The sequence below is a fragment of the Devosia aurantiaca genome (assembly GCF_011058215.1).
GTDB classification, from domain to species: Bacteria; Pseudomonadota; Alphaproteobacteria; order Rhizobiales; family Devosiaceae; genus Devosia; species Devosia aurantiaca.
In genome coordinates this window covers 357,157-380,065 of record NZ_JAALFG010000001.1, presented here as the reverse complement: position 1 = coordinate 380,065, position 22,909 = coordinate 357,157, and the positions used below count along the sequence as shown (strand labels likewise).

General features: G+C 61.2%; 15 protein-coding genes and 1 pseudogene. 8 read left to right on the top strand and 8 right to left on the bottom strand.

The window, feature by feature from the left end; all coding sequences use genetic code 11:
- Position 1: 1 nt before the first annotated feature.
- From G5575_RS01950 to G5575_RS01930, 6 genes and pseudogenes are all read right to left on the bottom strand, one after another.
- A complete protein-coding gene (locus tag G5575_RS01950) occupies positions 2 to 301 on the bottom strand; it encodes a hypothetical protein (protein WP_164532860.1) in 300 nt (99 codons plus the stop codon).
- Positions 298 to 1,332: a site-specific integrase gene (locus G5575_RS01945; RefSeq protein ID WP_164532859.1), complete on the bottom strand. Its 1,035-nt coding sequence runs from the start codon at positions 1,330 to 1,332 to the stop codon at positions 298 to 300. Before G5575_RS01945 ends, G5575_RS01950 begins: the two co-directional genes overlap by 4 nt.
- Positions 1,329 to 2,552: a hypothetical protein gene (locus G5575_RS01940; RefSeq protein WP_164532858.1), complete on the bottom strand. Its 1,224-nt coding sequence runs from the start codon at positions 2,550 to 2,552 to the stop codon at positions 1,329 to 1,331. Before G5575_RS01940 ends, G5575_RS01945 begins: the two co-directional genes overlap by 4 nt.
- Before the next feature lie 857 nt (positions 2,553 to 3,409).
- Positions 3,410 to 3,679 (bottom strand): annotated as a pseudogene (locus G5575_RS01935) (hypothetical protein); the annotation flags it as partial.
- A gap of 441 nt (positions 3,680 to 4,120) precedes the next feature.
- Positions 4,121 to 4,246, bottom strand: coding sequence for a hypothetical protein (locus G5575_RS20930; protein ID WP_268904369.1), 126 nt, complete (start codon positions 4,244 to 4,246; stop codon positions 4,121 to 4,123).
- Positions 4,247 to 4,522: 276 nt separating this feature from the next.
- The gene (locus G5575_RS01930; RefSeq protein WP_207632966.1) at positions 4,523 to 5,656 is read right to left on the bottom strand and encodes a cysteine desulfurase family protein; all 1,134 of its coding nucleotides are present in this window, start codon (positions 5,654 to 5,656) and stop codon (positions 4,523 to 4,525) included.
- 94 nt (positions 5,657 to 5,750) lie between these two features.
- Here G5575_RS01930 and G5575_RS01925 point away from each other — a divergent pair, with 94 nt between their 5' ends.
- The 8 genes from G5575_RS01925 (at position 5,751) to G5575_RS01885 (ending at position 19,839) form a co-directional block, all read left to right on the top strand.
- The gene (locus G5575_RS01925; RefSeq protein ID WP_164532857.1) at positions 5,751 to 6,731 is read left to right on the top strand and encodes a DUF4007 family protein; all 981 of its coding nucleotides are present in this window, start codon (positions 5,751 to 5,753) and stop codon (positions 6,729 to 6,731) included.
- Complete coding sequence (locus G5575_RS19790; protein WP_235935503.1) at positions 6,728 to 10,906, top strand: phosphoadenosine phosphosulfate reductase domain-containing protein; 4,179 nt, start codon at positions 6,728 to 6,730, stop codon at positions 10,904 to 10,906. The genes G5575_RS01925 and G5575_RS19790 overlap by 4 nt, the downstream gene beginning before the upstream one ends.
- A 269-nt stretch (positions 10,907 to 11,175) precedes the next feature.
- Positions 11,176 to 12,324 (top strand): hypothetical protein, encoded by a 1,149-nt coding sequence (locus G5575_RS01910; protein ID WP_164532856.1) that lies wholly within the window; start codon positions 11,176 to 11,178, stop codon positions 12,322 to 12,324.
- A gap of 32 nt (positions 12,325 to 12,356) precedes the next feature.
- Positions 12,357 to 12,785 (top strand): hypothetical protein, encoded by a 429-nt coding sequence (locus G5575_RS01905; protein WP_164532855.1) that lies wholly within the window; start codon positions 12,357 to 12,359, stop codon positions 12,783 to 12,785.
- A complete protein-coding gene (locus tag G5575_RS01900; RefSeq protein ID WP_164532854.1) occupies positions 12,785 to 14,434 on the top strand; it encodes a hypothetical protein in 1,650 nt (549 codons plus the stop codon). Before G5575_RS01905 ends, G5575_RS01900 begins: the two co-directional genes overlap by 1 nt.
- Positions 14,431 to 15,198 carry a hypothetical protein gene (locus tag G5575_RS01895; protein WP_164532853.1) on the top strand — a complete coding sequence of 256 codons (768 nt, stop codon included), beginning with the start codon at positions 14,431 to 14,433 and terminating at the stop codon, positions 15,196 to 15,198. The genes G5575_RS01900 and G5575_RS01895 overlap by 4 nt, the downstream gene beginning before the upstream one ends.
- Positions 15,111 to 17,366 carry a hypothetical protein gene (locus G5575_RS01890; RefSeq protein ID WP_164532852.1) on the top strand — a complete coding sequence of 752 codons (2,256 nt, stop codon included), beginning with the start codon at positions 15,111 to 15,113 and terminating at the stop codon, positions 17,364 to 17,366. The genes G5575_RS01895 and G5575_RS01890 overlap by 88 nt, the downstream gene beginning before the upstream one ends.
- Entirely contained in the window at positions 17,323 to 19,839 is a 2,517-nt protein-coding gene (locus G5575_RS01885; RefSeq protein ID WP_164532851.1) for an FtsK/SpoIIIE domain-containing protein, read from the top strand. Before G5575_RS01890 ends, G5575_RS01885 begins: the two co-directional genes overlap by 44 nt.
- 399 nt (positions 19,840 to 20,238) lie before the next feature.
- Here G5575_RS01885 and G5575_RS01880 read toward each other — a convergent pair whose 3' ends face one another.
- Together G5575_RS01880 and G5575_RS01875 are read right to left on the bottom strand one after the other, a co-directional pair.
- On the bottom strand, positions 20,239 to 20,466 hold the full coding sequence (locus G5575_RS01880) for a DNA-binding protein (RefSeq protein WP_164532850.1): 228 nt from the start codon (positions 20,464 to 20,466) through the stop codon (positions 20,239 to 20,241).
- Between the two features lie 438 nt (positions 20,467 to 20,904).
- Complete coding sequence (locus G5575_RS01875; protein ID WP_164532849.1) at positions 20,905 to 22,782, bottom strand: AAA family ATPase; 1,878 nt, start codon at positions 22,780 to 22,782, stop codon at positions 20,905 to 20,907.
- Between the last annotated feature and the right edge of the window lie 127 nt (positions 22,783 to 22,909).

Genomic DNA, 22,909 nt, shown 5'->3' with positions numbered 1-22,909 from the left:
CTTACTGACCCAGACCGCGCCGAAGCCGAGGATCTCGGCCACCGCCCCGGTATCTAGTAGTTTCCTCCTCGTCCAACACAACGATCGACACGGGGCGATTACGCACCATTACCGACAGGACGTTCTGCAACAGCTTGTTGACGCCGCGCGTCAATACCAGAGGGGCCGCGTCGCCGCCGGAGGCAAGGACATCATCATTGGCGGTTTCGGCAGCAATCAAGGCCATGAGGAGCCCTCTGGCCGCTGCACGGTCGTCCGTGTCCGGAGTGTAGCGGATGACCCGCGTATCGTTGGGCATCATGCTGCAAGCTCCCAGAGGTCGGTGTCGATATCGTTGTCGGGGGAAATGTTGGACGGCCAAGTCGGTGCGGCCGATTCGTAGAGCTCGAACAGATAGCCGTAGACGTCTAGCGTTACGACACTTGAGCTATGGCCGACCACTTCGGCTATATCGCGGTCTGCAAAACCCTTAAAAATAAGAAGGGCGACAAAGGCGTGGCGCAGGTGGCGAATGCCGAACGTTCCGGGAAACGTAGTTGCGCCATTGGGCAGACGCAACATGGCACCGATACCTAGCCGCACCTGCTCCATGCGCAGTATTCGGTCAAGTTCCCAGTGAGTTAGTGGCTCACCATCGAGATTGAGAATAAAATCGTCCGGAGCAAGGGTTGCGGAAGCTGTGTTCAGTGTCTCGTTGAGAACCGGACCCACAAAAACAAAACGTTGTCCGGCTCTAGTCTTAGGTGGTCCCTCAATGAATGAATCCCCCTCCTGCGACTTAAAAGCGGTGCAAACGTCGATCCTAGGCAAGGCGTGCTGCTTTGTGACAGACTTCAGGTGACGCTTTCGCAAGGCACGCGCCTCGTTACCACGCAACCCCGCAAAAATGAAAAGGTTGAGCGCTGTTCGTGCCAGTCCCGTCGAGTGGGTCGCCAAAAATTGCAACTGCACATAACTCGGCATGGCCAGCAAATGGGTCGGCTGGGCACGCCACCATTTGGTTACGGGATGTACGACAGCGATCGTAGTGAGGGCAGGATTTGCTTTCTCAGCCACCCAGTGCTTGGTGACGCCATAATCAAAGAAGGTCCGAAGCGTTTTGATAATGCTGCCTGCGAGCGAGGCCGAGCAGGTGAGACTCCAGCGCAGGCGCTGCAAGTCATCACCGGTTATGCGTGAGATCGTGTGATCACAAAAATAGCGCATGACGTGATTTTCGATGTGGCCTTCCATTGTCTGGCGCTTCTTGGCCGGGAGCCGTTTGTCCTGAGCAAGGTCCGCCAACCAAATATGGATGCCTGTCCGGAAGTCGATGTCGATGAGTTTTCTCATGCCAACAACTCGATATCGGCGACCGGTAGTGGGCGGTTGTCGTCGCGAACCAGGTATCGGCTATAGCGCATGAGGCTCTCAATCGAGTGGCGCCCCACCTTCGACTCAAGCGTCTTGAGACTGCGCACTGTGCCCGCAACGGCGATGATCGCGGCGTGCTTGAAGTCTGCCAACCCGTGCAAACCCCGGGGCATCCCGCGTTTGCGTACTGCTTCAGGCTTGCAACTCTTGGGATCCTTACCCGGAAGGTAACGCTGTTCGCCGACGAGGCCGGCTCGGACCTGTGCGCCATGGATCAGTTCTGCCACCTCCATAGACGACATGGCACTTCCGTCAGGCCTGAGCAAAAGAGCGTCGTCGGGCGAACATGTAAAGGAGACGGCACGCCAGCGCAGGATAGCGTTAAGCAACAGCTCGTCCATCGGGCGCCAACGCCCGTCCTCCCGAGCCGGATTGCGTTCGTTCTGTCCCGGCAACGGCGGGTAAGGAACGAAAATTCGGCCGCTAGCGAAATCGACGTCGCCCCAGTTCATGCGAGCAATGGCCTCCGCACTCGCGAAGACACCGACCGACAGCTCGAATACGAGGCTAGCGGCTTGCGCGGCCACAGCGCGGACTGATGCAAAGTGTTCCTCTGGCGGACCCTCATCATTGCGTAGCGAGCGCTGGACGGCGTGCTGGCGCACGATGGCCCCGGAAATGTCATCTGCGACGAAACCGTGTTGACGAGCTGCGGCGAAAAAACGCCCGATGATACGGGAGTATTCGTCCTTGGACTTAGATGCCAAAGATGTGGAACGCACTGGCTGAAGCACGTTCATCAGGTCGATCGGGGTGAGCTCGTCCATCGGGCGATCGGCTCGGTCTGGTGTCAGCAGACGCTTGAGGACTCTCAGATATCCCTTGATGGTGGCTTCGGAAACATTGCGTTCCCGTTCGTAATGGCCATACCAAGCGACAACAGCTCGCAGGGACATCTCGGCCCGAAGAGGAAAACTGTCAGTATCCCCGTAGAGGGCGATTTCAAGCTCCGCCTCCCACAACGTCGCGAAGCCCGGACGTGTCCGTCGGGGATCGTGCCCCTTGGCCTTACGGCTTGATGCAGTTTGACAAGCTGGTTCAGGAAGCGCGGGATATTTCTCGCAGACCCTCGGCACGAAGTCGACGATGGCGACGGCCTTGCGCCGCGAATTTGCCCCCGGTGTTATGATCTGTGCCATTGCTCGCTCCTACGTTCCCTTTTCGGCTAACATGGACCTAACCGCCAATGTCAACGGAGGGGCGGAGAGGCCAACGGCCGGGCTTTTGACAGGATGTAGTGTGCCAACAAAAGGATAGATTTGGCACGTGTAACTTAGCTAAGTCCCTGTAAACAAACGAATATTGAGGAATGCCTGTTATCGTCGGGTAGAATGGCGAAAAATCTTTTCAAATCAGAGGGTTAATTCGGTTTCGCGCGCGCGAATCAAGAAAGTACGGCCCATTTAGAAATTTGTACCTCCAGACGAGCGGCGCACGAATACCTGAGCACCGTCAGGGAGTTGACCGGGATTTGGGGGTGCCGGAAGCGGGTAACGGATCGGGTGTGTGCCGACACTTTTTCGAGGTTCTCCATTTCATGGATTTCGCTCCTGTCTCAAAGGATAGTATCGGCTCCGTACCAGACGGGCCGTTGGCGTAGCTTCCCCAATCCATCAGGCAAGAGCCCATATCACGCCGTCGAACATTGAGTGCTAATCCTTCCGATCCCAAACGTCGCCGGCGTTTCCCCACCATCGATGATAGCCGCTCGAAACACGCGATGGTCCAGATGTGTCGGAGCTGAAACTCGCTGGTAATCCTTGCGGGTGGGTCGTTCTAGCGCCCCCGAAAAGTTTCGATCACGATCGTGTTATCATTAGATTTTGCGTGTCGGAGTCGTCGTTCCGTAGGTTCGGAGACGCGATCGATCCGGGAACGGGTCTCGCGGAGTGCCCCACCGGGGTCAGATCAACGGGGCAACTGCTTTCGAGCAGTACCGTCCCCATTTGAGCTTTTCGGCACCTCTTGTTCCCATCAAAACGGGGAAAAGGCTTAACTAAATCGCTTCCCAAACCTTATTCAAAATCTTTGCCGCTATAGCCGACTTGTCTGGTGGGAGGAACCGGCCATAGTGCTGCTGCACCATCGCCGGCGTGTCCTGGATGGCATAGGACGCCTGTTCGAATGACCCAGTCTGCTTGAGGATATGGGTCGCAAGTACATCGCGAATGTTGTGGGGCCCGTGGGGCAGCAAACCTTTGATGGCGCCGCGCCCGGTCCAGGGATTGTAGATCCCATACCGCTGTATGGTCAGACGCCATGCCTGGGCTGCCATGGGCAAGAGCTGGCCGGTGCACCATTTCATAAGCGTGCGCTGATCCTGCGCCTCTCCGCGTGATGCCAACGCCAGGTAGAGGTGACGCACGCTGTCACCATGCCTGCGCATGTGCAGGTTAAGCGCATCTCCGAAGCCAGGCGGATCTTCCCACTGGGTGAAGAGAGCCTCCGGGTGCTCGAGTATTGGTTTCGGCGCCGGTCCGCGGCGAGATTTTGCCTTCTGTGCAGATTTATCGTCGGCAGTTTCTTGCCGCGTTTGCTTTGGCGGTGGCGGAGCGGTCTGGCCTTCCATGGCCACTGACCTCGCCACGGCATCCAGGACCGACTGCAGCTGAGGACCTGCTGACTTTAGTCTGCTCGCCTCAATCCCAGTGGCCTCGGCCAGCATCATCCAGTCCGCTCTACTGCCTTGGTAGGGTGGGTAAGCCATCTACTCGATAAGGGCGACGAGATAGCTCGTGATCACCTCGATCTCGTCACTGTCGAGAGCGGCCTTCAGCCTCAGCCGGCAGAAGTCCGAAATCATGCGCGGGGTGAGGGAGCGGGTCTTCGGCATCATCAACCTCCATGAATTTGGAGGATGGCGCTTGATCAAATTCACGGCGCGTTCAAGCTAACTCACCGAGGTTGCTGATGGATTTCCCCAAAATGTTGCGCTCATGAGTGTAGGCCAATGCAAATCAAAGGAGCAGCTCACTCAGCTTGTGGAGTTTCGCCGTCTTACCGCTACTCACGGTGAGGGGCATGGTGACGTTGATCACCAGCCGCACTCCGGCGACCGTCAGCTCCTGCCGCACAGCTGCCGGCGTTCGATAGCGCTTTCGCCGTCGCGCTAGGCAAGGCGTTTGATCGCTTCGCCGATCATCAACGCAGCTTTGTTTACGTCACTTAGTGTCGTTTCGTGCCCAACGCTAAACCTAATCGATTGGCTCGCTTTTTCTGTCGAAAGACCTATGGAAGTTAGGACGTACGAAGGTTCAAGACTGCCGGATGTGCAAGCTGAACCTGTTGAAGCTGCAATTCCGGGCTGTAGCAGTGTTAGCAATTGTTCAGCATCAACACCCGGGAGCCAAATATTTGCATTGCCGGCGTGCCGCTTATCAAACTCGGAGGTCCCGTTTAACTCAAACTCCAGTCCCTGTTTTCGCAGCGCGACAATGAAAGCATCACGCAATTTCGCCAAGGATTTTCTGCCTTCAGCTCCATTCCTCGCGATATCGCAGGCCACTCCGAAACCGACACAGAGCTGTAGCGGCAATGTACCGGGCCTGATTCCGAATTGTTGACCACCTCCATACATAATGGGCTTGATCAGGGGCTGAATGGACCGGGAGATATAGAGGGCACCAATGCCCATGGGGCCCCGCATCTTGTGCGACGAGATGCTCATCATATCGCAATGACCGGCGGCGCCCATTATGTCCGCCCCTTCGGGGGCCTGAGTCGCATCGCAATGGAACATCACGGGTCCCCTTTGCATTCCGATGGCAGCGATGTCCTGTATGGTCCCGATCTCGTTGTTGACGAACGCTACTGACATCAAGACGGCGCGGTCCATCCCTCCTTCAGCAAGGTAGGCAAGGTCGATTCTACCGTCCGTTCCGACGGGAACTTCATCCAACCGGAAACCATACTCCTCGACTAGCGCGTCACAAGCCGCAAGAACGCTCTTGTGTTCGATGGCCGGGCGCATCACGCTATCCCGGCGCTCGCTCCGCAGCTTTCTAACACCTAAAATCGCGAGATTGTTCGCCTCGGTTGCCCCTGAGGTGAAGAAGATTTCATCCGCATCTGCGTTAATTAGCGCGGCGACGCTCTCGCGAGCGCGCTCAACTTTGGCGGCCGCATCCCATCCGATCGAGTGACTGTTTGAATGCGGATTTCCATAACCCGCAGTCAACATTGCCTCAACAACCTGCGGGTGCATCAGTGTCGAGGACTGATTATCGAGATAAATGGGCTGCACTGCCAACTCCTCGACCTGGAGGTTCGGTCCAGTTCGCCGTTGACCCTAGCCTCTACCTCATCCTATTGTCACGTCGTATTCTTTGGGGAACGGCATGGCACGCGGGCCGCTTTACGAACCGGATTACCGTCCGCAATTTTCCGGCCACGAAACCTTTCCCTTGAAATATGGCTGGCTCAAGAAGGCCGTGGACGCGGTCGAGGCGACGCAAGTCGGCGTTTCCAACCGGTCCGTATTCCTTGCGGACGAAGCCATAGGCAACTTCGGCGTTGGCAAGAACATGGTGACCGCGATCCGCTATTGGGCGGAGTCGGTCGGAATGATCACACCGGCCGACGGCGAGGGAAGGATAGAGACCACCGCTCTGGGAAAACTGATTTTCGGCACCGGCGGGTTGGATCCTTTCATGGAGGTCGCGGCTACCTCGTGGCTTGCCCATTGGCGCCTTTGCGGTCGGCCCAACCGAACGACCTGGTATTGGGTGTTCGGATACCTTCCCGAGACCGACTTCGACCGCGAGCTCGTCTACCGGGCACTGACGGGCCTTGCCAAGGACCGCAAGTGGCAGCGCATTTCCGACGCCACGGTAAAACGTGACGTCGATTGCTTCATCCGCAGCTATGCATCGCGGGCCGTTACCGCAGGTGCCATACACGAGGACGAACTCGAATCCCCGCTCGTCGAGCTCGGACTGATCCGCGCCGTCGGACGCAAAGACGGTTTTCGCATGGTACGCGGCGCCAAGCCTTCGCTCGGACAAGGCGTTTTCCTTTATGCCCTTCTCGACTTCTGGGACCGCTACGCTAGCCTTGCGGCCTCGCGCCGGAATTCGCTCTCTTTCGAAGCCATAGCCTACGAGCCCGGATCGCCCGGTCGCGTATTTCTCCTGGACGAGACGGATCTTGCCGACCGCCTGGCTGAACTCGAAACTTTCACTGGTGGCGCACTGATGTGGTCGGAAACCGCTGGTCTTAAGCAGGTCCTGCGCCGGCGCGACATCGACGAAGCTGAGGCGCTCGAATTCGTGACGCGTGACTTTGCCGATGCCGCCGCGGAAATGAGGATCGCGTCATGAGCCTAATCGATCGCGTCGCTATCGAACCGCGCTTCCAACGCGCCGTCCGCATCGACACCGACCTTGGCAATCCCGATGCCCTGCGCGGTTTCGTGTGCCCGCCGTCTTCTCTCACTATCTTGCGCTCCATGGCCGAGCACGTTTCGGAAACGGGTCAAGCCGCCTTTACGTGGACCGGGCCATACGGCTCAGGGAAGTCCAGCCTGGTCGTCGCGCTTTCTGCGTTGATGAACGGCAATGCCGCGCTTCGGGACGAAGCAGCTGGCATCATCGGGCAGGATTTCGCTCGCGAGATCTGGACCAAGATGCCGCCCAAGAAGAAGGGTTGGCGTACCCTGGGAATCGTCGGACGCAAGGACGAGCCGGTCGCGATCTTCGGCGAAGCCATCGAGAAGTCGGGGATTTCGTCCGCTCCAGGCAGCGGTTGGACGGAAACGGCCGTGCTCGAGGCCTTGACGTCGGCCGCTTCCGAGAAATCTGACAAGCACGGCGGTCTGATCGTCTTCGTAGACGAGATGGGCAAGATGCTGGAAGCGGCCGCCCGAGGTCAGGGCGACGTACACCTGGTACAGCATGTGGCCGAGCTGGCGTCACGAAGCAGCGGCCGGTTGATCTTTGTCGGCATTCTCCACCAGGCTTTCGACGAATACGCCGCCAAGCTGTCCCGCGACCTGCGCGACGAATGGACCAAGATCCACGGCCGCTTCATCGACCTTCCCGTCAACGTCGGCAGCGAAGAACAGATCGCGATCCTGTCGCAGGCGATCAAGGGTGACCCCGAAGGTGTTGACCATTTGGCCGCAGCGGACGTGGTGGCGAGATCCATGACCGCCGGCCGCACCGATGCTGCCGGTCTTGCCGCCCTGCTCTCCTCCTGCTGGCCGCTGCACCCGGCGACGGCCGCACTGCTCGGGCCGATCTCGCGTCGACGGTTCGGGCAGAACCAGCGCAGCATCTTCGGCTTCCTTAATTCCGCCGAGCCGCACGGCTTCAGGGATTTCCTGCGACAGGCTGCCGGCGGCATGTTCGAACCCGATCGGCTTTGGGATTACCTCCGCTTCAATCTCGAGCCGGCTATCCTGTCCTCTCCCGACGGGCACCGTTGGGCAATTGCCGCGGAAGCCATCGACCGGTGTGGCGCCATGGGCGGCGACGAGTTGCACCTGCGTATCCTCAAGACGGTGGCCGTCATCGACCTGTTCAAGGACCGCTCCGGCGTAGCGGCGTCGGACGAGATCCTGGCCTCCTGTTTTCCCGAAACAACGTCCGAGGCCATCAAGACGGCGCTCGTGGCGCTCTCCAAATGGTCGCTGATCGTCTTCAAGAAGTTCCTGGGCTCCTACGCCGTCTATGCTGGCAGTGACTTCGACATCGAAGCCGCGATCGAGGACGAGATCGCCGAGCGCCCGCAGATCGACATGGCCCTCGTGCGTTCCCTGTCCGGCCTGCAGCCGGTCCTCTGCAAACGTCACTACCACCGCACCGGCGCGCTCCGCTGGTTCGATATGGACATTGTCCTCTCAAGCGCCGTGGAAAAGCACTTGCAGACGTACAAACCTGCTGACGGCACCATCGGACAGTTCGTGCTCGTGGTGCCCGACGGGGGCGAAACGACGCGGGAATTGGGTCGCATGCTCAAGGAGGTCGCCCCGGCCGCCGACGAGTGGGACACGGTGTTCGGTGTCGCGTCCAATACCGACTACATCCTCAACCTTGCGCGAGAGGTCCAGGCGCTGGGACGCGTGCGCGCGCACCCCGATCTGCAGGGCGACGCCGTGGCTCGGCGTGAAGTCGCCGCGCGATTGGCCGGCGCACAGGGCATGTTCGAAGCGGAGGTCGCCCGGGCTTTCGAGCTCGTTACCTGGTACCACGGCAAGGGACCTGCCGAAACCAAGCCACTGCGCTACGTCAGCCAAATGGCGTCTGAATACGCCGACCTGCGCTTCATGAATTCGCCCCTGCTGCACAGCGAGCTGCTCAACCGCATCAAGCCGTCCAGCAACGCGGTGGCCGGCCAGAACATGCTGCTCAAGGCCATGGTCACCGAAGGCCATCGAAACCGCCTCGGTATCGAAGGATTCCCCTCGGAGGGCGGGCTCTACATGTCTCTCCTCGCTAAGACGGGTCTGCACGGCCCATCCGAAACAGGCTACGGCTTCTGCGATCCGCGTAACGGCGAAGATCCGGTAGGTCTCGGGCCGGTTTGGGATGAGGCGGAGCGGCACCTTCGGATGCATGCCGGGCGATCGGTGTCGCTTGCCGAACTCTACGAGCTTTGGGGCCGCAAGCCGTTCGGCCTCAAGCGAGGGATTATGCCGGTTCTCGCCATCGCCTTGATGATGACCATGCGCTCTTCGCTCGCCTTCTACCGCGACGGCATCTTCCAGCCGACGTTGCGCGAGATCGACGTCGACTACCTGGTCAAGGACCCCTCGCTCCTGCAGGTGCGCTGGATGGACCTCAACCAGGATGCGCGCGAGCTGTTGTCGGGTTTGGCCGACGTCGTGCGCGAACTGGACCGGCAAAATTCGCTGGCCGACCTCGAACCCATCGACGTCGGTCGCGGCCTCGTCGCCATCTATGCGCGGTTGTCGCCCTGGACGCAGCGCACGCAGCGCCTATCGTCCAACGCCACCGCCGTCAGGAGCGTCTTCAAGAAGGCCTCCGATCCTAACAAGCTGATCTTCAACGACCTGCCCGGGCTCTTTGCCGCCGGTGCCGCCGGGCATGACGCGGTCATCTCGAACGTGCGCGAGGGGCTCGAAGAACTGGTCGCCGCCCATCCCGGAATGCTGCATCGCATGCGTTCGGAAATGCTGGCCGAGCTGCAGGTCCCGAACGCGTCGCCCAAGGCGATCGCGGACCTGCGCGCCCGTGCCGAAAACATCCGCGACCTGGCCGGCGATTTCCACCTCGAGGCTTTCGTGGGGCGCATCGCGACCTTCAAGGGCTCGGACGAGGACATCGAGGGTTTGGCCAGTCTGGCCGCCAACCGCCCGATGCGCGACTGGTCGGACGCAGACATCGATCGCGCCGCCATGGGGCTGGCGACGCTGGCGCAGAAGTTCAACCGGGCGGAAGCCTTCGCCCACGTCAAGGGTCGCAAGGACAAGCGCGAGGCGATGGCCCTGGTAGTCAGCGTCGGCGGCAGGCCCGAGCCGGTCTTCGGCGAGTTCGACGTTAGCGATGCGGACGCCTCCTTGGTCGATGACATGGTCGCCGACCTGACCGAGCGCTTTTCGGGGGCCGAGCGCAACCTGATCCTCGCGGCAATCACCCGGTTCGGCGCCGCCATCCTCAGCGCCCGGCCCGAAGACGACGAAAAAAAGAAAGGCGGCCTTCTGATGGCCCAACGTCATGTCCTCGGACTGTCCGGAGGGCGCGACAGCGCGGCCCTTGCGGTCTACATGCGGCACCACCACCCCGAAATCGAGGTGGAATACTTCTTCACCGACACGGGCAAGGAATTGCCCGAAGTCTACGAGTATCTCGGTCGCCTTGAAGGCGTCCTGGGCAAACCGATCCTGCGCCTTAATCCCGACCGTGACTTCGACTTCTGGTTGATGCAGTACAATTCCTTCCTACCCTCTGCACAGACGCGTTGGTGCACGCGGATGCTCAAGCTCCGTCCGTTCGAGGATTGGGTGAAGCCGATGCTCAAGGACGGGGACGAGGTCACCTCCTACGTCGCCATCCGCTCAGACGAGGATTACCGCGAAGGCTACAGCTCGAAATCGGCCAGCCTCAAGGTGCGCCTGCCGTTCCGCGAAGACGGGGTCGACAAGGCGGGCGTGATCGAGCTGCTCGACGCGTCGGGCCTAGGCCTGCCGTCCTATTACGAATGGCGTTCGCGTAGCGGCTGCACGTTCTGTTTCTTTCAGCAGAAGATCGAGTGGGTTCGTCTCATGGAGCGGCACCCTGAAGCTTTCGACGAAGCTAAGTCCTACGAGAAGTCGGCGGTGGAGCACGGCTCTCCGTTCACCTGGAGCCAGGGCGAGTCTCTCGAGCAGCTGTCGCGGCCCGAGCGGGTCGAGCAGATCCGCAACGATCACGCGATCCGGCTGGAGCGCGCCCGCGCCCGGATTCAACCCAACCCGCTACGCCCCGACGGCGAGCCGCTCGACATCGACGATCTCTACGGTCAGTCCAAGATGTGTCTGACTTGCCATAAGTAACAATTGCAGGCTCGACTTGGAGCCGTAGAGCCGATCTAATGAAGCAAAGCACTGTCGTGATTGGGTATTCGACGTGCCGGGAGGGGAATGAGCAATAACGCGCTGGTCGATTTTCTGGCGGCCTACGGGCCGACCTCGGACGGCAACAACATGTACGACGAATTCGTCGTCGCCGCCGCCGCCAAGGCCGGCGTCGAGCCCATTTCTATTCCCGAAACCAGGTCGAGGGAAATAGTCGATCTTCTGCGGGGACGCCTCCGCATTCGGTGGTGCTCACCGGTACGGCAGGCGATGGCAAGACCTACACCGCCCGAAAGGTGCTCGAGCTCTTGGGCGGCGGGACGACCGGGCTGGGCGAGCAGACCGCTTTCGACGATCCGGAGACCGGCCGTCGCGTCGTCTTCATCAAGGACCTTAGCGAAGTGAGTGCGTCGGACAAGGCGAGCCTCGTGCCCCGCATGATCAAGTCTTTCACCTCCCCGAATCCGGCGGAGCTCTTCGTCCTCTGCGTCAACGATGGGCATCTGCTGCGCTCATGGGAAGATCATCTCGGCGGCAGCACAGCCGGCCAGGAGATCTTGATCGCCTTCCGCGAACTGCTGCGCGACGACAAGGATACGCCGCTCGAAGGGTATTCCTTCCGCCTCTTCAACATGTCGCGTACGTCGCACGCGTCCACCATCGACGCGATCATCGACCAGATCTGCAACCATCCGCGCTGGGTGGACTGCGGCACGGGCTGCAAGGCGGGCGAAGGTGGTCGTTGTCCGATCCAGGTCAACCGGGAGGTCCTGTTGCGGACTGGAGATGCTTCCATGCGCTCCCGGCTTCGGGCCCTGATCGAGATCTCGGCCGCAGACGAGCGCCACCTTTCGATCCGGCAGATCATCATTCTCGTCGTCAATGCGCTGCTCGGCGACGCCAAGAACCTCTATGCGACCCCGTTGCTCAACTGCTCGCGTGCCGCCCAGCGTGCGGCCGACAGCGAATACGCGTTCACCGACCCCTACAACAACGTCTTCGGCGAAAACCACCCGCCGTTCCGGCGCTCGCAGAACACGGCCTTTTCGGCGCTCAACGACTTCGCGATCGGCTTCGAGACCAACAACTTCTTCGACGATGTCCTGATGGACGCCAAGTTCGCCGAGGTCGACCATCCGCAATACGGCAGCGCCGGCTATGCCGAAGTGAGAGCCAATTATCTTGAGAACCCGCCGGAGCATATCAGCGAGCTGCGCAAGATCCTGACCGCCCAGCGCCGCCGGTTGTTTTTCGAGTGGCCCGAGGCCGAGGGGATGCGCGCGAGCAAAGCCCATGGCAGCTTTCGGTCCACAGTTACGGCGATCATTTCCTCAACATCATCCTCTCCGAAGACAAGCGCGACGCCGAAAAGTTCCGCAAGACGCGCTCGCGGCTAGTCAAGGGTCTCAATCGCGCGCTGACGGGCTCGTTGACTGAGACGAGCGACCGTCTTTGGCTGACCCAACCCTCCGGCGTTTTCAAGGGTGCCGGCATCCCCATCCTCGTCACCGGTCCGATCGGCTGGAGCGGCAGGCCGTATAGCCTCAACCTCGCCGCACCGACCAAGCCCGGTCGTCCCCCGATGCTGCAGCTGAACGCGGCTTACCCGCCGGTTGGGACGCTGGCCTCCCTGCCGCTCACGCCAACCCTTTTCGAATATCTGATGCGGGTCAGCGACGGAGCTTTGCCGATGAGCTTTTCCAACCAGTGCTTCCAGGATGTGCGCAACTTCCAGATACGCTGCGTCGGACAGATCCTCGATCGCGAGGACGGCGATACCTCGAACTTCAAGGCCGTGGATACGGACGACGAATTCCTCGCCGAACGCTCGATCGGCGCCCTGGAGGGCAACTTCTGATGCTCGACGCGTTCGATACAAAAGCCGCAGGGCCGACGGCGCTGAAATCCCACCTCGGTGAGGACGGTAAGGGCGCCGACACCCTCATGTGGGTCCAGGAGCAAATCTTCGGCCACCGCTACGTAGAAGAGCAGCTGCCCTATATGCTTGTGCTCGAAGTCCTTTCGATCTGTCGCGTGCTGCAGATCGGCGACGACGGCAAACCATACGGCGAGACCCGTATCTTCACCCAGCGCGGCCACACGCCGGACGATCACGAGTCGATCGTCATCCCTATGGTCCGCTCCGTCGCCCTTCGCTACATTCTTTTCAAGGACATGTCCCTCGATCTGATCGCCAAGAACGAGCGCATCGCGCCCCAGGACAGGTTCGACGCCTGGGTGGACGCGCTCAATCGAGGCTTCGCCAACGAGGTGCGGATCGGCGTGGTCAACTTCGCCTATCTCAAGAAGCGCTTCGACGACAGGTTCGAGGACGCGAGGCAGGCGGTAAGGATACTCAAGGGCCTCGAACTCGATGTTCTCAACAACCGTCGGTACACGTCCAAATTTCTGGCCCCGCGCGGTCCCAGTCTCCTGCTCAACGACGTCAATCTCAAGTTCGTGGCGGACCGGTCCTTCTTCGGCCGCGGCGGCGAGATGATCTATCTGATGCTCAACCGCTCGGCGCTGTCCGAAGAGGTCGCGTCCCTCGTCAGGAAGTCATTCCTGAGTGATACCGACCCTGCCGAGAAGTTGGCCGAGCGTCTCGTGCCCGACACTGCCGACCGTACGGCGGGCGGCCAGATCGGTTACCTGCCGCTCGGGCGCCACCCCGCCTATGACCGGCTGGCCGAAGACTGGAAAGCGGTCCTGTCGCTCCGGAGTCTGCCCGCGCCGCAAAAGTTCGAGCCCCTGTTCAGGATGACGGCGCTGAACCTCGTCTGCTATTTCGCCGATCGGGCGCGCGAAGTCAGCGGCAACGCCGTCGACCCAATACCGCTCGACATGACGGGTGGCCGCAACGCCAATCTGCGCGACGTCTCCAAGAACTACCTCAACCGGCACAGGCAGGTGATCGAAGACGCCGTCGAAACCCACATCCGCGAGCGTATCGGCTACGTGCAGGGTTGGCTATCGGCCAATTCGCACGGCGACCGTCGTATCGCGTCAGATATGGCGGTGGAAGCCATCGTCAAGACCTTCGATGCCAAGCGGTGGGCGGAGAAGGCCGTTCAATCGGAGGGCGTCAGGGAGCCGGAAGCCTGGCTCAACGCCTTCATCTCCGCCGCCAAAAGGCGGGACCGGAACAGCGTCTCCTCGATGTTAAGCCCGTTGGGGCAGAATGCCGGCTTCGTCGTGGCGCGCCGCAGCGCCGGCACTTGGTTTTCGGCATCGGACGAACTGCTCGAGGCGCTTGTCCTAGCCGTCGTGCGGGGGCCAATCACCGTCGCCGACTTCCTCGAGCGGCTATACGACCGGTACGGCATCGTCATCGGGCCGACCGAGCAGCGCCGGGCGTTCGCCGAACCGCCCTGCGACATCGCCGCTTTCGAAGAGAACCTGCGCGAGTTCGAGAAGCGTCTGACGGGCCTCGGCTACGTCAAGCGGCTCTCCGACGACTGCGCCTTCGTTTCCAACGTCTACTGCCTCGACGGGAATCCCGCATGAACGCGATAACCGCAACGCCCGTGCCGTCTGACCGTCATGCCGAGGAACGCGCCGATCTGATCGGCCGGGTGATCTGGGGCATGGTCCGACAGGAGGCCGAACGTAAGGCGGGCCGCACCCTGATGTTGCTGGCCGGTCTCAAGCCCGAGCATCTTTCGGCGGTGGCCCGACATTATCCCGTCATCGAGGGCAAGACGGTGCAGCTGGCGATCGCCCGCGACGTCGATCCCGTGCTTGCCCGCACGCTCGATGCAAGGTTCATCACCGACAAGCCCGGGGTCCATTACCGCAACTCGGCGGAAGCGGACGTGGTGCTGTTCGCGGTGCCGGACGCCCAGCGCGATACGGTCGGCGCCAGCCTCAACCTGGTTACCAGGGTGGATCGCCGTTCGGTTCAGGCCAAATCCGACCTGTGGCTCGCGGCGATCCTCGACGGCGCCGGGGACGCCATCAAGGGCGAAGAACACCGCAACTGGATCTCGGCGATGCTCGAAGGCCTCGACGACGCCGACGTCACGAAGGATCTCGATCAATACGCCGAGTTCGTCCGCAGCTTCATGGCCCTCAAGGAAGAGCCTTTGGACAACCGGCTGCGCAAGTCGGCTCCGGCTCTCAAGCTGCCCCCTTGGCCAGTTTCGAAGGTGTTCCGGCCAAAGGTCAGCCGCGGGGCAAGCTCGTGTCCGATTTCAGGGCGATGTTCCGGGCTGCCTACCGCGACCTGTCCGATATCCCCTATCTGCTCGACGCCAAGTCGATGCGGATGATGGTGGACCCGATCCTCGACTTCATCGACAAACCCACAGTGGCCTTTAAGGCGGATGAAGCTGTCATGGCCGAGGCGATCCGGGACCTGATCGCCGACCGCAAGCATCTTCGGCACGGCGAATGGCGTCCGAGCCAGAAGCGGTTCTGCGAGGTAGTCGAATGGAACGACTTCGGCAAGAACGTCTTCGCTTTTAAGGCCAAGAAGCAGACGCCGACGCTGGTCCAGCGGACCAGGGACTTCATTGAGAACGAATATCCCAAGCGCCTCGAAGATCCGGCGACCAAGGAATATCTGGAGAAGCTCGAACGCGGTGAAAACAATCCCGAGCTCGACCAGGAGTTCTTCGACGCCTGGCAGGACCAAATCCGCACCGTCAAGGACAAGAAACTCTACGAAAGCTGGCGCCGGCATCTGTTCGACGAGGAGGTCAAAGAGACGGACCTGCTCTGCCTTATTGTTAAGGGCGTAAGGTCGCTGCTGATCAAGAACATGGACGAGGACGGTTCGATACCGCCAGATGCCGAGATCACCGTAAGGGTCAAGAACGGGGAGAAAACCTCAGCCTGGTCGGACCTCAATCCGCGGCTCGTCAAGCTTCTCCGCCTGGAAGGCCAGCTGATCGAGAAGGTCCTCGCACCGCACGTCAAGTTCGACTTCGGCAAATGGCTCACCGCCAAGGGCGAAACGCGTACCCAGTCCGCCGGCGCCAACCAGATCGAGTTCGAGCTCAGCCTCAAAACCGGCGGCGAACCCGCCAAGGCCCAGGTTCGCCTGTTCTGGCAACCGGGCTTTTCGAGTATCGCCCTGGCCTGGCCCGAAGACGTCGAGGCATTCCGCAAGGCTGCCGGTGACGGCATGGTCCGCGTCGCGGGTCATCACTTCGAGCTCAAGCAGGGCGCCGCCATCGGCGGCATCCCGGCCACGCTGAGCGACACTTCCAGTTTCGTCGACATCGCCGGCGGGGAAGCTGGCGCCACCGCCAATCCCGCCGACCACTCCGTCGACGCCGATTTCTTCGCCCTGATCCCCGCCAACCTCGACAAGGCGGTGGCCAGCCGCACGATCGAGCCCGAGGTCAGGGACATCATCTCGACTGCGGTCAAATCTTTCGGCAAGGCTTTCGGGGCTGTCATGACGGCCATCGCCGACCATCCAGCTTCCGTCTACGGCAGCGGGCTCGTCGAGGACCAGGCCTTCGCCTTCGGTGAGCTGTGCCGGATCGCGCGGGAATTGCTGGGCAACCGCACCACCGTGCGCGAAACGTTGCTGCGTCCGATCGTCGAATTCGGCCTGCTGCCGTCCTCCAACGGCCAGGCGATCGTCATTCCGGCCTGGCACCCGTTGCGTCTGCTCGAACGCCGGGGCAAGGCGCTCGACCTGGCGGAATTCATCGGTCTTGCCATCGGCTCCAAGACCACGTCGGTCGACGGCCTCGAGCGGGCTACCGAAGTGCAGCGTGCGATCTTCGCCGAGTGGTTCTTCCCCAAGATCGTTTCCTTCGAACTCAAGTCATACGGCACCGTGGAGGATTGCGCCGGCTACAGCCTCGCCGTTCCGATCGATTCGAAAGTGTCGGGCGAGCAGAAGCTCGAAGCCACGGCCGGTATCGCCTGCCGCGAATTCATGATGGCGTCGGACAAGTTTATCGAGCTCAATCCCCACGAGGAGGGCAACTTCTCGGCAGCACTCTACAACGCGGACGCCGTCAGCCTGGCGGGCCTGGTCGCCAAGGAGCTCGAAAAGCGCATGAGCAAGAAGGGGCACCTTCGGGCAAGCCTGCTCATCACGCACGACAGCTCCTCGCGACTGCGCGAGGTCTATACCAAGCAGAACGCTCGCCTCAGCGGGGAAAACCTCGACGAGAGGTCACCGAGGGCTTCCTGTCGAGGCTCCGCGTCGGCGTCGGGCGGGGGATGCCCTGAACCCGGGGCGCCGTTCGAACATCGACGTCGTGTTCCTCCACGACGCCTTCTACAAGCATGCCAGGATGGCGTGGGAGTTCGTCGACGGCGTGTCGGAGGGTCTGGCGGGCGAGGTCGATTTCCGGAACGCGTCCCTACCCCGGCGCCGGACGGATTCCGACGCGGCCGGCAACATCGCTACCAATGCGATCGAGATATTCATGACGGCATCGCGCCCGCCGCGCGCGGTCGGCCAGTTCAGTGACCTCTGCTACGTGGCCGCCGAGGACGCCAAGGTCCTGCCGCCCGGAAAGCGCGCCGTTCCGATCCAGCGCGTCAACTGGACCGACCAGGACGTCGGCAACACGATCCGCAAGGCCCACGATCTGGGCGAATGGGTCGTCAGCGTCGACACCATGTCCAGCCGCCAGATGCTGGCGGCCAACGGCATCAAGGTCATCCGCGACATCCAGCTGCCCGATATCGACATGCGGGTGCTGGTATCGTCCCGCGAGCCGAGTCAAAACCTCCTGCGCCATCTGCAGGACGATTTCTCGGGCATGCAGGACGGCTATCTGAGCACCCAGGCCGCCGCCCTAGCCCAGCTCGTGGTCAATACGGTCGTCGAAGTGTGCGGTCAGAAAATCCTGTCGTCGGCCCGGTCGAGAACGGCCGCACGCGAGATCGTCGGCCTTGCGGCGGCGACGGCCATCGTCGATCGCGAAAAGTCCGTCGCCGGCAGGAAGCCGATCTGGTTCTCGCTCGACGACAACCGCGCCTTCTTCAACCACAAGGGCAAGCTCGCCGACACCCTGGCGCTGACGATCCGGCGTGAAGGCGACAGCTTCGTGGTGTCGATGACGGTGGTCGAAGCCAAATGCGTGAGCTTGGCCTCCGAGATGATCGAGGCCAAATCCAGTCGCGAGCAGGTCGTCTCGACCCTAGGGACGATAGAGACCCATTTCGTGACGCAAGCCGACCTGATGGCGAAGCGCGCGTGGGGGCGGCAGCTGCTCTATCTGATGTCCCTGCGGCCCGACTACATCCAGTTCTTCGTCGACAACCGGGAGCTCGAGGAGTTCCGCCAGGCCGTTGCCGACGGCGAGGTCGATTACGAAGCCGACGGTCGGTCAGTGGTCGTGGTGCACGACGACGTCTCGTCGGCGTCGCTCTCTGTCGTGGCCTCCGAGAAGAACGACGCCGTGTGGCAGTATTCGGTTCGTCAGAAATCGTTGTCGGCACTGCTGCATGCCATGGCGGATCCGGCAGGCAACCATCTGCCCGAATTGCCGCGTCCGGCGCTGACCGCCGTTACTCCGCTTCCGGGTCGTGTCGCCCCTGCAGAAGATCTGCCTCAGTCCGATGAATCGGCGCCCGTTGTCGTGCCGGAGCCCGAAACGGTATCCGTCGAGCAAACGCTGGTGAATTCCGTGGCGCAAGCCGTATCGGCGATAGCTGGCGGCCCTGTCGCTGCGCCTGCGCCGACGCCGGCAGTGGCCGATGCTCCATCCGACACGGTGTTCTCTCACAATCCGGGTCTGCCGGCGGCGCTCGAGGCCGTCATGCGCGATGTGGCGGAAGGTAAGGGTGCCGGGGAGGTCAAGGAAGCCGAGGAGCGCTTTGCCGCCGATACGGCCCGCAACCTGCAGGCTGCCCTGACCGAGTTCAACATGGTGGCTCAGCTGGCGGTGCCGAACACGATCTCGACGCCGAACGGGGTTCTGGTCAACTTCGTCGGACATTCGACGCTGACCGTTCCCAAGCTCAACGGCAAGCTGACCGAGTTGCGTACGACCTTCGGGATGGACGTGACCGATATCCGCGCCGGGTTGGGCAAGATCTCGCTTTTCGTCGCGGCACAGGACCGGCGGGTCGTCGATCTGGCACGGGTCTGGCTGGAAACCAAATGGCCGCCCGGATCGCCCGACAGTATTTCCAACTTCCTGCTCGGCTTGCGCGAGGACACCGGTGAGCCATTGTGGCTGAACCTACGTGGGAACTACGGCCGCAACAGCGAGCACGGGCCCCACACCCTGATCGCCGGCGAAACAGGATCGGGCAAGGGCGTCCTGATGCAGAGCCTGTTGCTGCAGATGATCGCGCTCAATTCGCCGCAGAGCCTCAAGATCTACTTGATCGACCCCAAAATGGGCGTCGACTTCCCGTGGATCGAAAATGCGCCTCATATGGCGCGCGACATCATCACCGATCAGGAAGAGGCCGAGCTGGTTCTCGAAACCGTCGTCCACGAAATGGACCGTCGCTATGAGCTCATCAAGGAGAAGCGCGTCCCCAAGATCTCCGAATACAACCGCCTTGTGCCTAAAGAGGAGCAGCTACCCTACATCTTCGTCATCCATGACGAGATGGCGGATTGGATGGCCAGCTCCGACGAGTATCGCAAGGTCATCCAGCAAAAGGTGACGCGGCTTGCCGCAAAGGCGCGTGCATGCGGCATTCACGTCATAATGATCACCCAGCGCGCGGCTCAGGAGGCGATACCTCCGGGCATCAGAGATAACTTAAACAATCGCCTCGTGCTCAAGGTCGCCGGTGAAGCCGGTTCGGTGCTGGCGTTGGGCGTCAAGGGTGCAGAGCGTTTGCTCGGCAAGGGTCACCTCGCGGCGCGCCTGGGCGGCGACAAGCCGGCGGGAGAGGAATACTTCGTGGCGCAGGTGCCTTTTGCGTCGACCGAAGAGCTTCAAATATACGCCGATGCCGCGCTCGGTCTTTCGTAACCGATGCTCAAATAAAACTGCTGGATGAGGACACGCTCCACCTCATCCGAATTACTTCACCGGAGCGGCGGTCGTAGAGAAGGCCGGCGTTGCTCGGGACTTCGAGTACCCTGGCCGTCTAGGCGAGAAAGTGGGCGTCACTAGTTTTCATTTCACTCTTGGTCTCGCACGAAGCACTACACCGGCCTCGCGCGGCGGCTTCAGCGGATTTAGAGAAGGCGGCCGCTTCGACAATTGGCGTTGCGAAGCGGCCTGACCCGCCCGCGCGGAGATCACCTCGTGGGTGGGCTCCTAGGATTAGTCCAGCGGTCGATAACCACAGTCAAGGATTACCCTGGTCGTGGCAAAGGATTATCGCGGCCGAGCGATCACCGTTCGACCGCCTCCATTCTGATCGGCTCAAATACGGGGAAGACCCCGCCTGAACGACGCATTCTTCTCTTCCCGCTCGGTGATGAAGGCCATCAGGGTGGACTTCCGACACGCCAAGGTGGAGCCGACGCGAAAGATCGGTAGATGCTCCTGATACGCGGCATGATAGACCTGCCTACGGGTCATTCCCAGGAACGCGCCGATGGCCTCGGCGCCCCAAACCACGTCAGAGCTCAGATCGTAGTCAGTACTCATACGTAACAAACTCCCGGACAAAATGTGAGTGCATCACGCGTCCCGCCTTATGACAGGGCGACGTTTGGCCACGCGGAGGCGGGGCCATGACCGGAGATGGTGGCAGGTCCACTGGCTGGGCGGCGGCATTCGTGATGTGGCCCAGCCGATGGCGCCTATGGCGCGCAGCGGCCTTCCAGGAATCCGGATTTTCGCGAGTACCCGGGGGTGGTGTGTGTCTGCAGACGATGGGTGTTTGCATTTTGATCTCCATTGTATTCGGCCCTATGGGGCAGGAACCGCGCCAACGGCACCTGCCCACCGCAATCGCAGTGGCCACAATCAAGGAAGCCCCAGATTGCTTAAGGACTTGATAAGCCGTTGATGCGTCCGGGTGAATCGAAAGTCCCGTCAAAGTATGCTTGCGTCCGCATCAAACGTCGCCAAATGGAAGTCGCGTCAATTCTTGTTGCCGAAGTCGGGCCCGAACCCAACAAAGAAATCTTCGAGCTCGGAGCTCGTCAGATACTTCTTATCAGCAAGGCGGGTTGCGAGTGCAAAGCAGACGTCGGCATATTTGCGTATGAGTGCCTCGGCGGTATCGGCGTGCCGGCGTAGATCCCGCTCGACCGTTTCGAGGAACTGCCGATCCTTGGATAGAAGGGCGATTGCGTCTTTCGGTTCGGAGCGCCACACAAGTGAGTCCGCCCAACCGAAACTGGCATAGCCCTGCGAAATGACTTCCGTTACCAAGTGCAGGTCGGAACCGCGTTCGCCACCCGTGCCTATAGTGAAGCCTCCTCCCAGGAGTTCCCGTTCAGCTGCCTGTCCGGCGAGGGTGACGATAGCGGCACGCTCCAGGTCGTCCCTTGTCAGGGTCTGTCCAAGCTCGAAGCGCGTATGACCGCCCGTGTCGCCGACCGTGCGGATAGTGACGAAGATCGGCTTTTGTCCCAGCACCTGCCCAAGCACGCAATGGCCGGACTCGTGAACGGCCACGCGCCACAATTCGGATGGTGCGCGCGTTTCGCGGCCGATTGCTGCCGCCCAGAGGTCATCCAGGCACATTACACGGCCGGCGTTCCGGGCGGTCCGACGGGCTCCGCTGACCCACCCGGCAGCTGCGGCGCCGGTAGCGCCTTTCGTCAACATGACCAAAGGACCAATATCGTCCCCTGCAAGGTCCGAACCGAGATGCTGGCGCAATATTGCTTCCAATGCGTCGGAAGAGGGAGGCTCGATCTGCAGCAAACGCGACAGCCGGCCCGGCCGTACGAGGGCACCGTCCAGGTCTTGGTATCTGTTCGTCGCTCCCAGGACCACGATGCCGGTGCGATCGTTCAAAGACGAGTCCAACTGAACCAGAAAGTCGGTGATTACCGTCGTCCACCAAGACCTACCGCGGTCATCGAGCCTGTCCCTCGAAGGCAATGCGTCGAGCTCGTCGACGAAGAGGAGCGCGGGCGCTTTGGCCTTGGCTTCGTCGAAAACCGATCGCAACTTCTTCACGACACCGTCGAGGTGGCCATCCGAATTGGCGAAAAGGCTACCGATCGACGTCTGCACGAAGCGGAGGCCGCATTCGTTGGCGATTATGCGCGCCACCATCGTTTTCCCGGTTCCGGGCGGTCCCGCGAGGATCGCACCGGCTTCGATGGCCGAAAACCCGATCTGACCTGTTCGGTAGGCGTCAAGGTCGACCTTGAGGTCCATGCCCCATTGCTTGGCCGCATCGAGACCCCGGACTGAGGCAAGCGTCGGTATGTCGACGGCAGCCGCCGCGAGGGGCGGCCGCAAACGCTGCAGCCGCGCGACGGCAGTAGCGACCGTCGCACCCGGAGGGAAACATGCGCCCAAAAGGTTCAATTCGCATGGCCAACTTATTTCCGACTTCATCCTGGACGCGTCACCGACCAGTGTTCGCCTCGCGACCTCCCGCAGCGCCGCGCGGTCAGGCAATTTCAGCTTGAACCGATGGTCAGCTATTCTGAGGACGTCTTCTTCGAGGTCACCGGCTTCGACGATCGCTATGACTCGTCCCTTTTTCGCAATGACGTCGGACAAGCGACCGAGTTCGGCGCTCGATGCCTTGCCCGCGCGGGACGCCGATCTGATGAAGAGAGGATGCCGGACGACGAGTTCTCGCGCGGCAGCTGCGATCCAGTTTACCCAATCGCTACCAGGGACCTCGATGACGACGATACTGAACGCCTCGCTCAGCAGCTTGCCGTATACCGATGCGGGTATGGTCCTCTTGAGGCAGGCAAGCGCGATAGCCAGCCTCGGATCCGGAAACTCCGACTTGGTATCGAGCAGCATGTCGAGGGTCTGGTCCATATAGTCGTCATCTTCGTAATCGGCCATCTGGCGCTCGCTTCCGTCCGGGTTGGCGGACAGACCTAAGGCAGAACCGGCCGCTTGCCGACCGGTCCGAATACGTCGCACGGCAAGGATTTCGGTGATG

Excerpts from the sequence above, each read along its gene's own strand:
- G5575_RS01950 (WP_164532860.1), bottom strand. The coding sequence starts at position 301 with ATGATGCCCAACGATACGCGGGTCATCCGCTACACTCCGGACACGGAC.
- G5575_RS01945 (WP_164532859.1), bottom strand. The coding sequence starts at position 1,332 with ATGAGAAAACTCATCGACATCGACTTCCGGACAGGCATCCATATTTGG.
- G5575_RS01940 (WP_164532858.1), bottom strand. The coding sequence starts at position 2,552 with ATGGCACAGATCATAACACCGGGGGCAAATTCGCGGCGCAAGGCCGTC.
- G5575_RS20930 (WP_268904369.1), bottom strand. The coding sequence starts at position 4,246 with ATGCCGAAGACCCGCTCCCTCACCCCGCGCATGATTTCGGACTTCTGC.
- G5575_RS01925 (WP_164532857.1), top strand. The coding sequence starts at position 5,751 with ATGGCACGCGGGCCGCTTTACGAACCGGATTACCGTCCGCAATTTTCC.
- G5575_RS19790 (WP_235935503.1), top strand. The coding sequence starts at position 6,728 with ATGAGCCTAATCGATCGCGTCGCTATCGAACCGCGCTTCCAACGCGCC.
- G5575_RS01900 (WP_164532854.1), top strand. The coding sequence starts at position 12,785 with ATGCTCGACGCGTTCGATACAAAAGCCGCAGGGCCGACGGCGCTGAAA.
- G5575_RS01895 (WP_164532853.1), top strand. The coding sequence starts at position 14,431 with ATGAACGCGATAACCGCAACGCCCGTGCCGTCTGACCGTCATGCCGAG.
- G5575_RS01885 (WP_164532851.1), top strand. The coding sequence starts at position 17,323 with ATGACGGCATCGCGCCCGCCGCGCGCGGTCGGCCAGTTCAGTGACCTC.
- G5575_RS01880 (WP_164532850.1), bottom strand. The coding sequence starts at position 20,466 with ATGAGTACTGACTACGATCTGAGCTCTGACGTGGTTTGGGGCGCCGAG.
- G5575_RS01875 (WP_164532849.1), bottom strand. The coding sequence starts at position 22,782 with ATGGACCAGACCCTCGACATGCTGCTCGATACCAAGTCGGAGTTTCCG.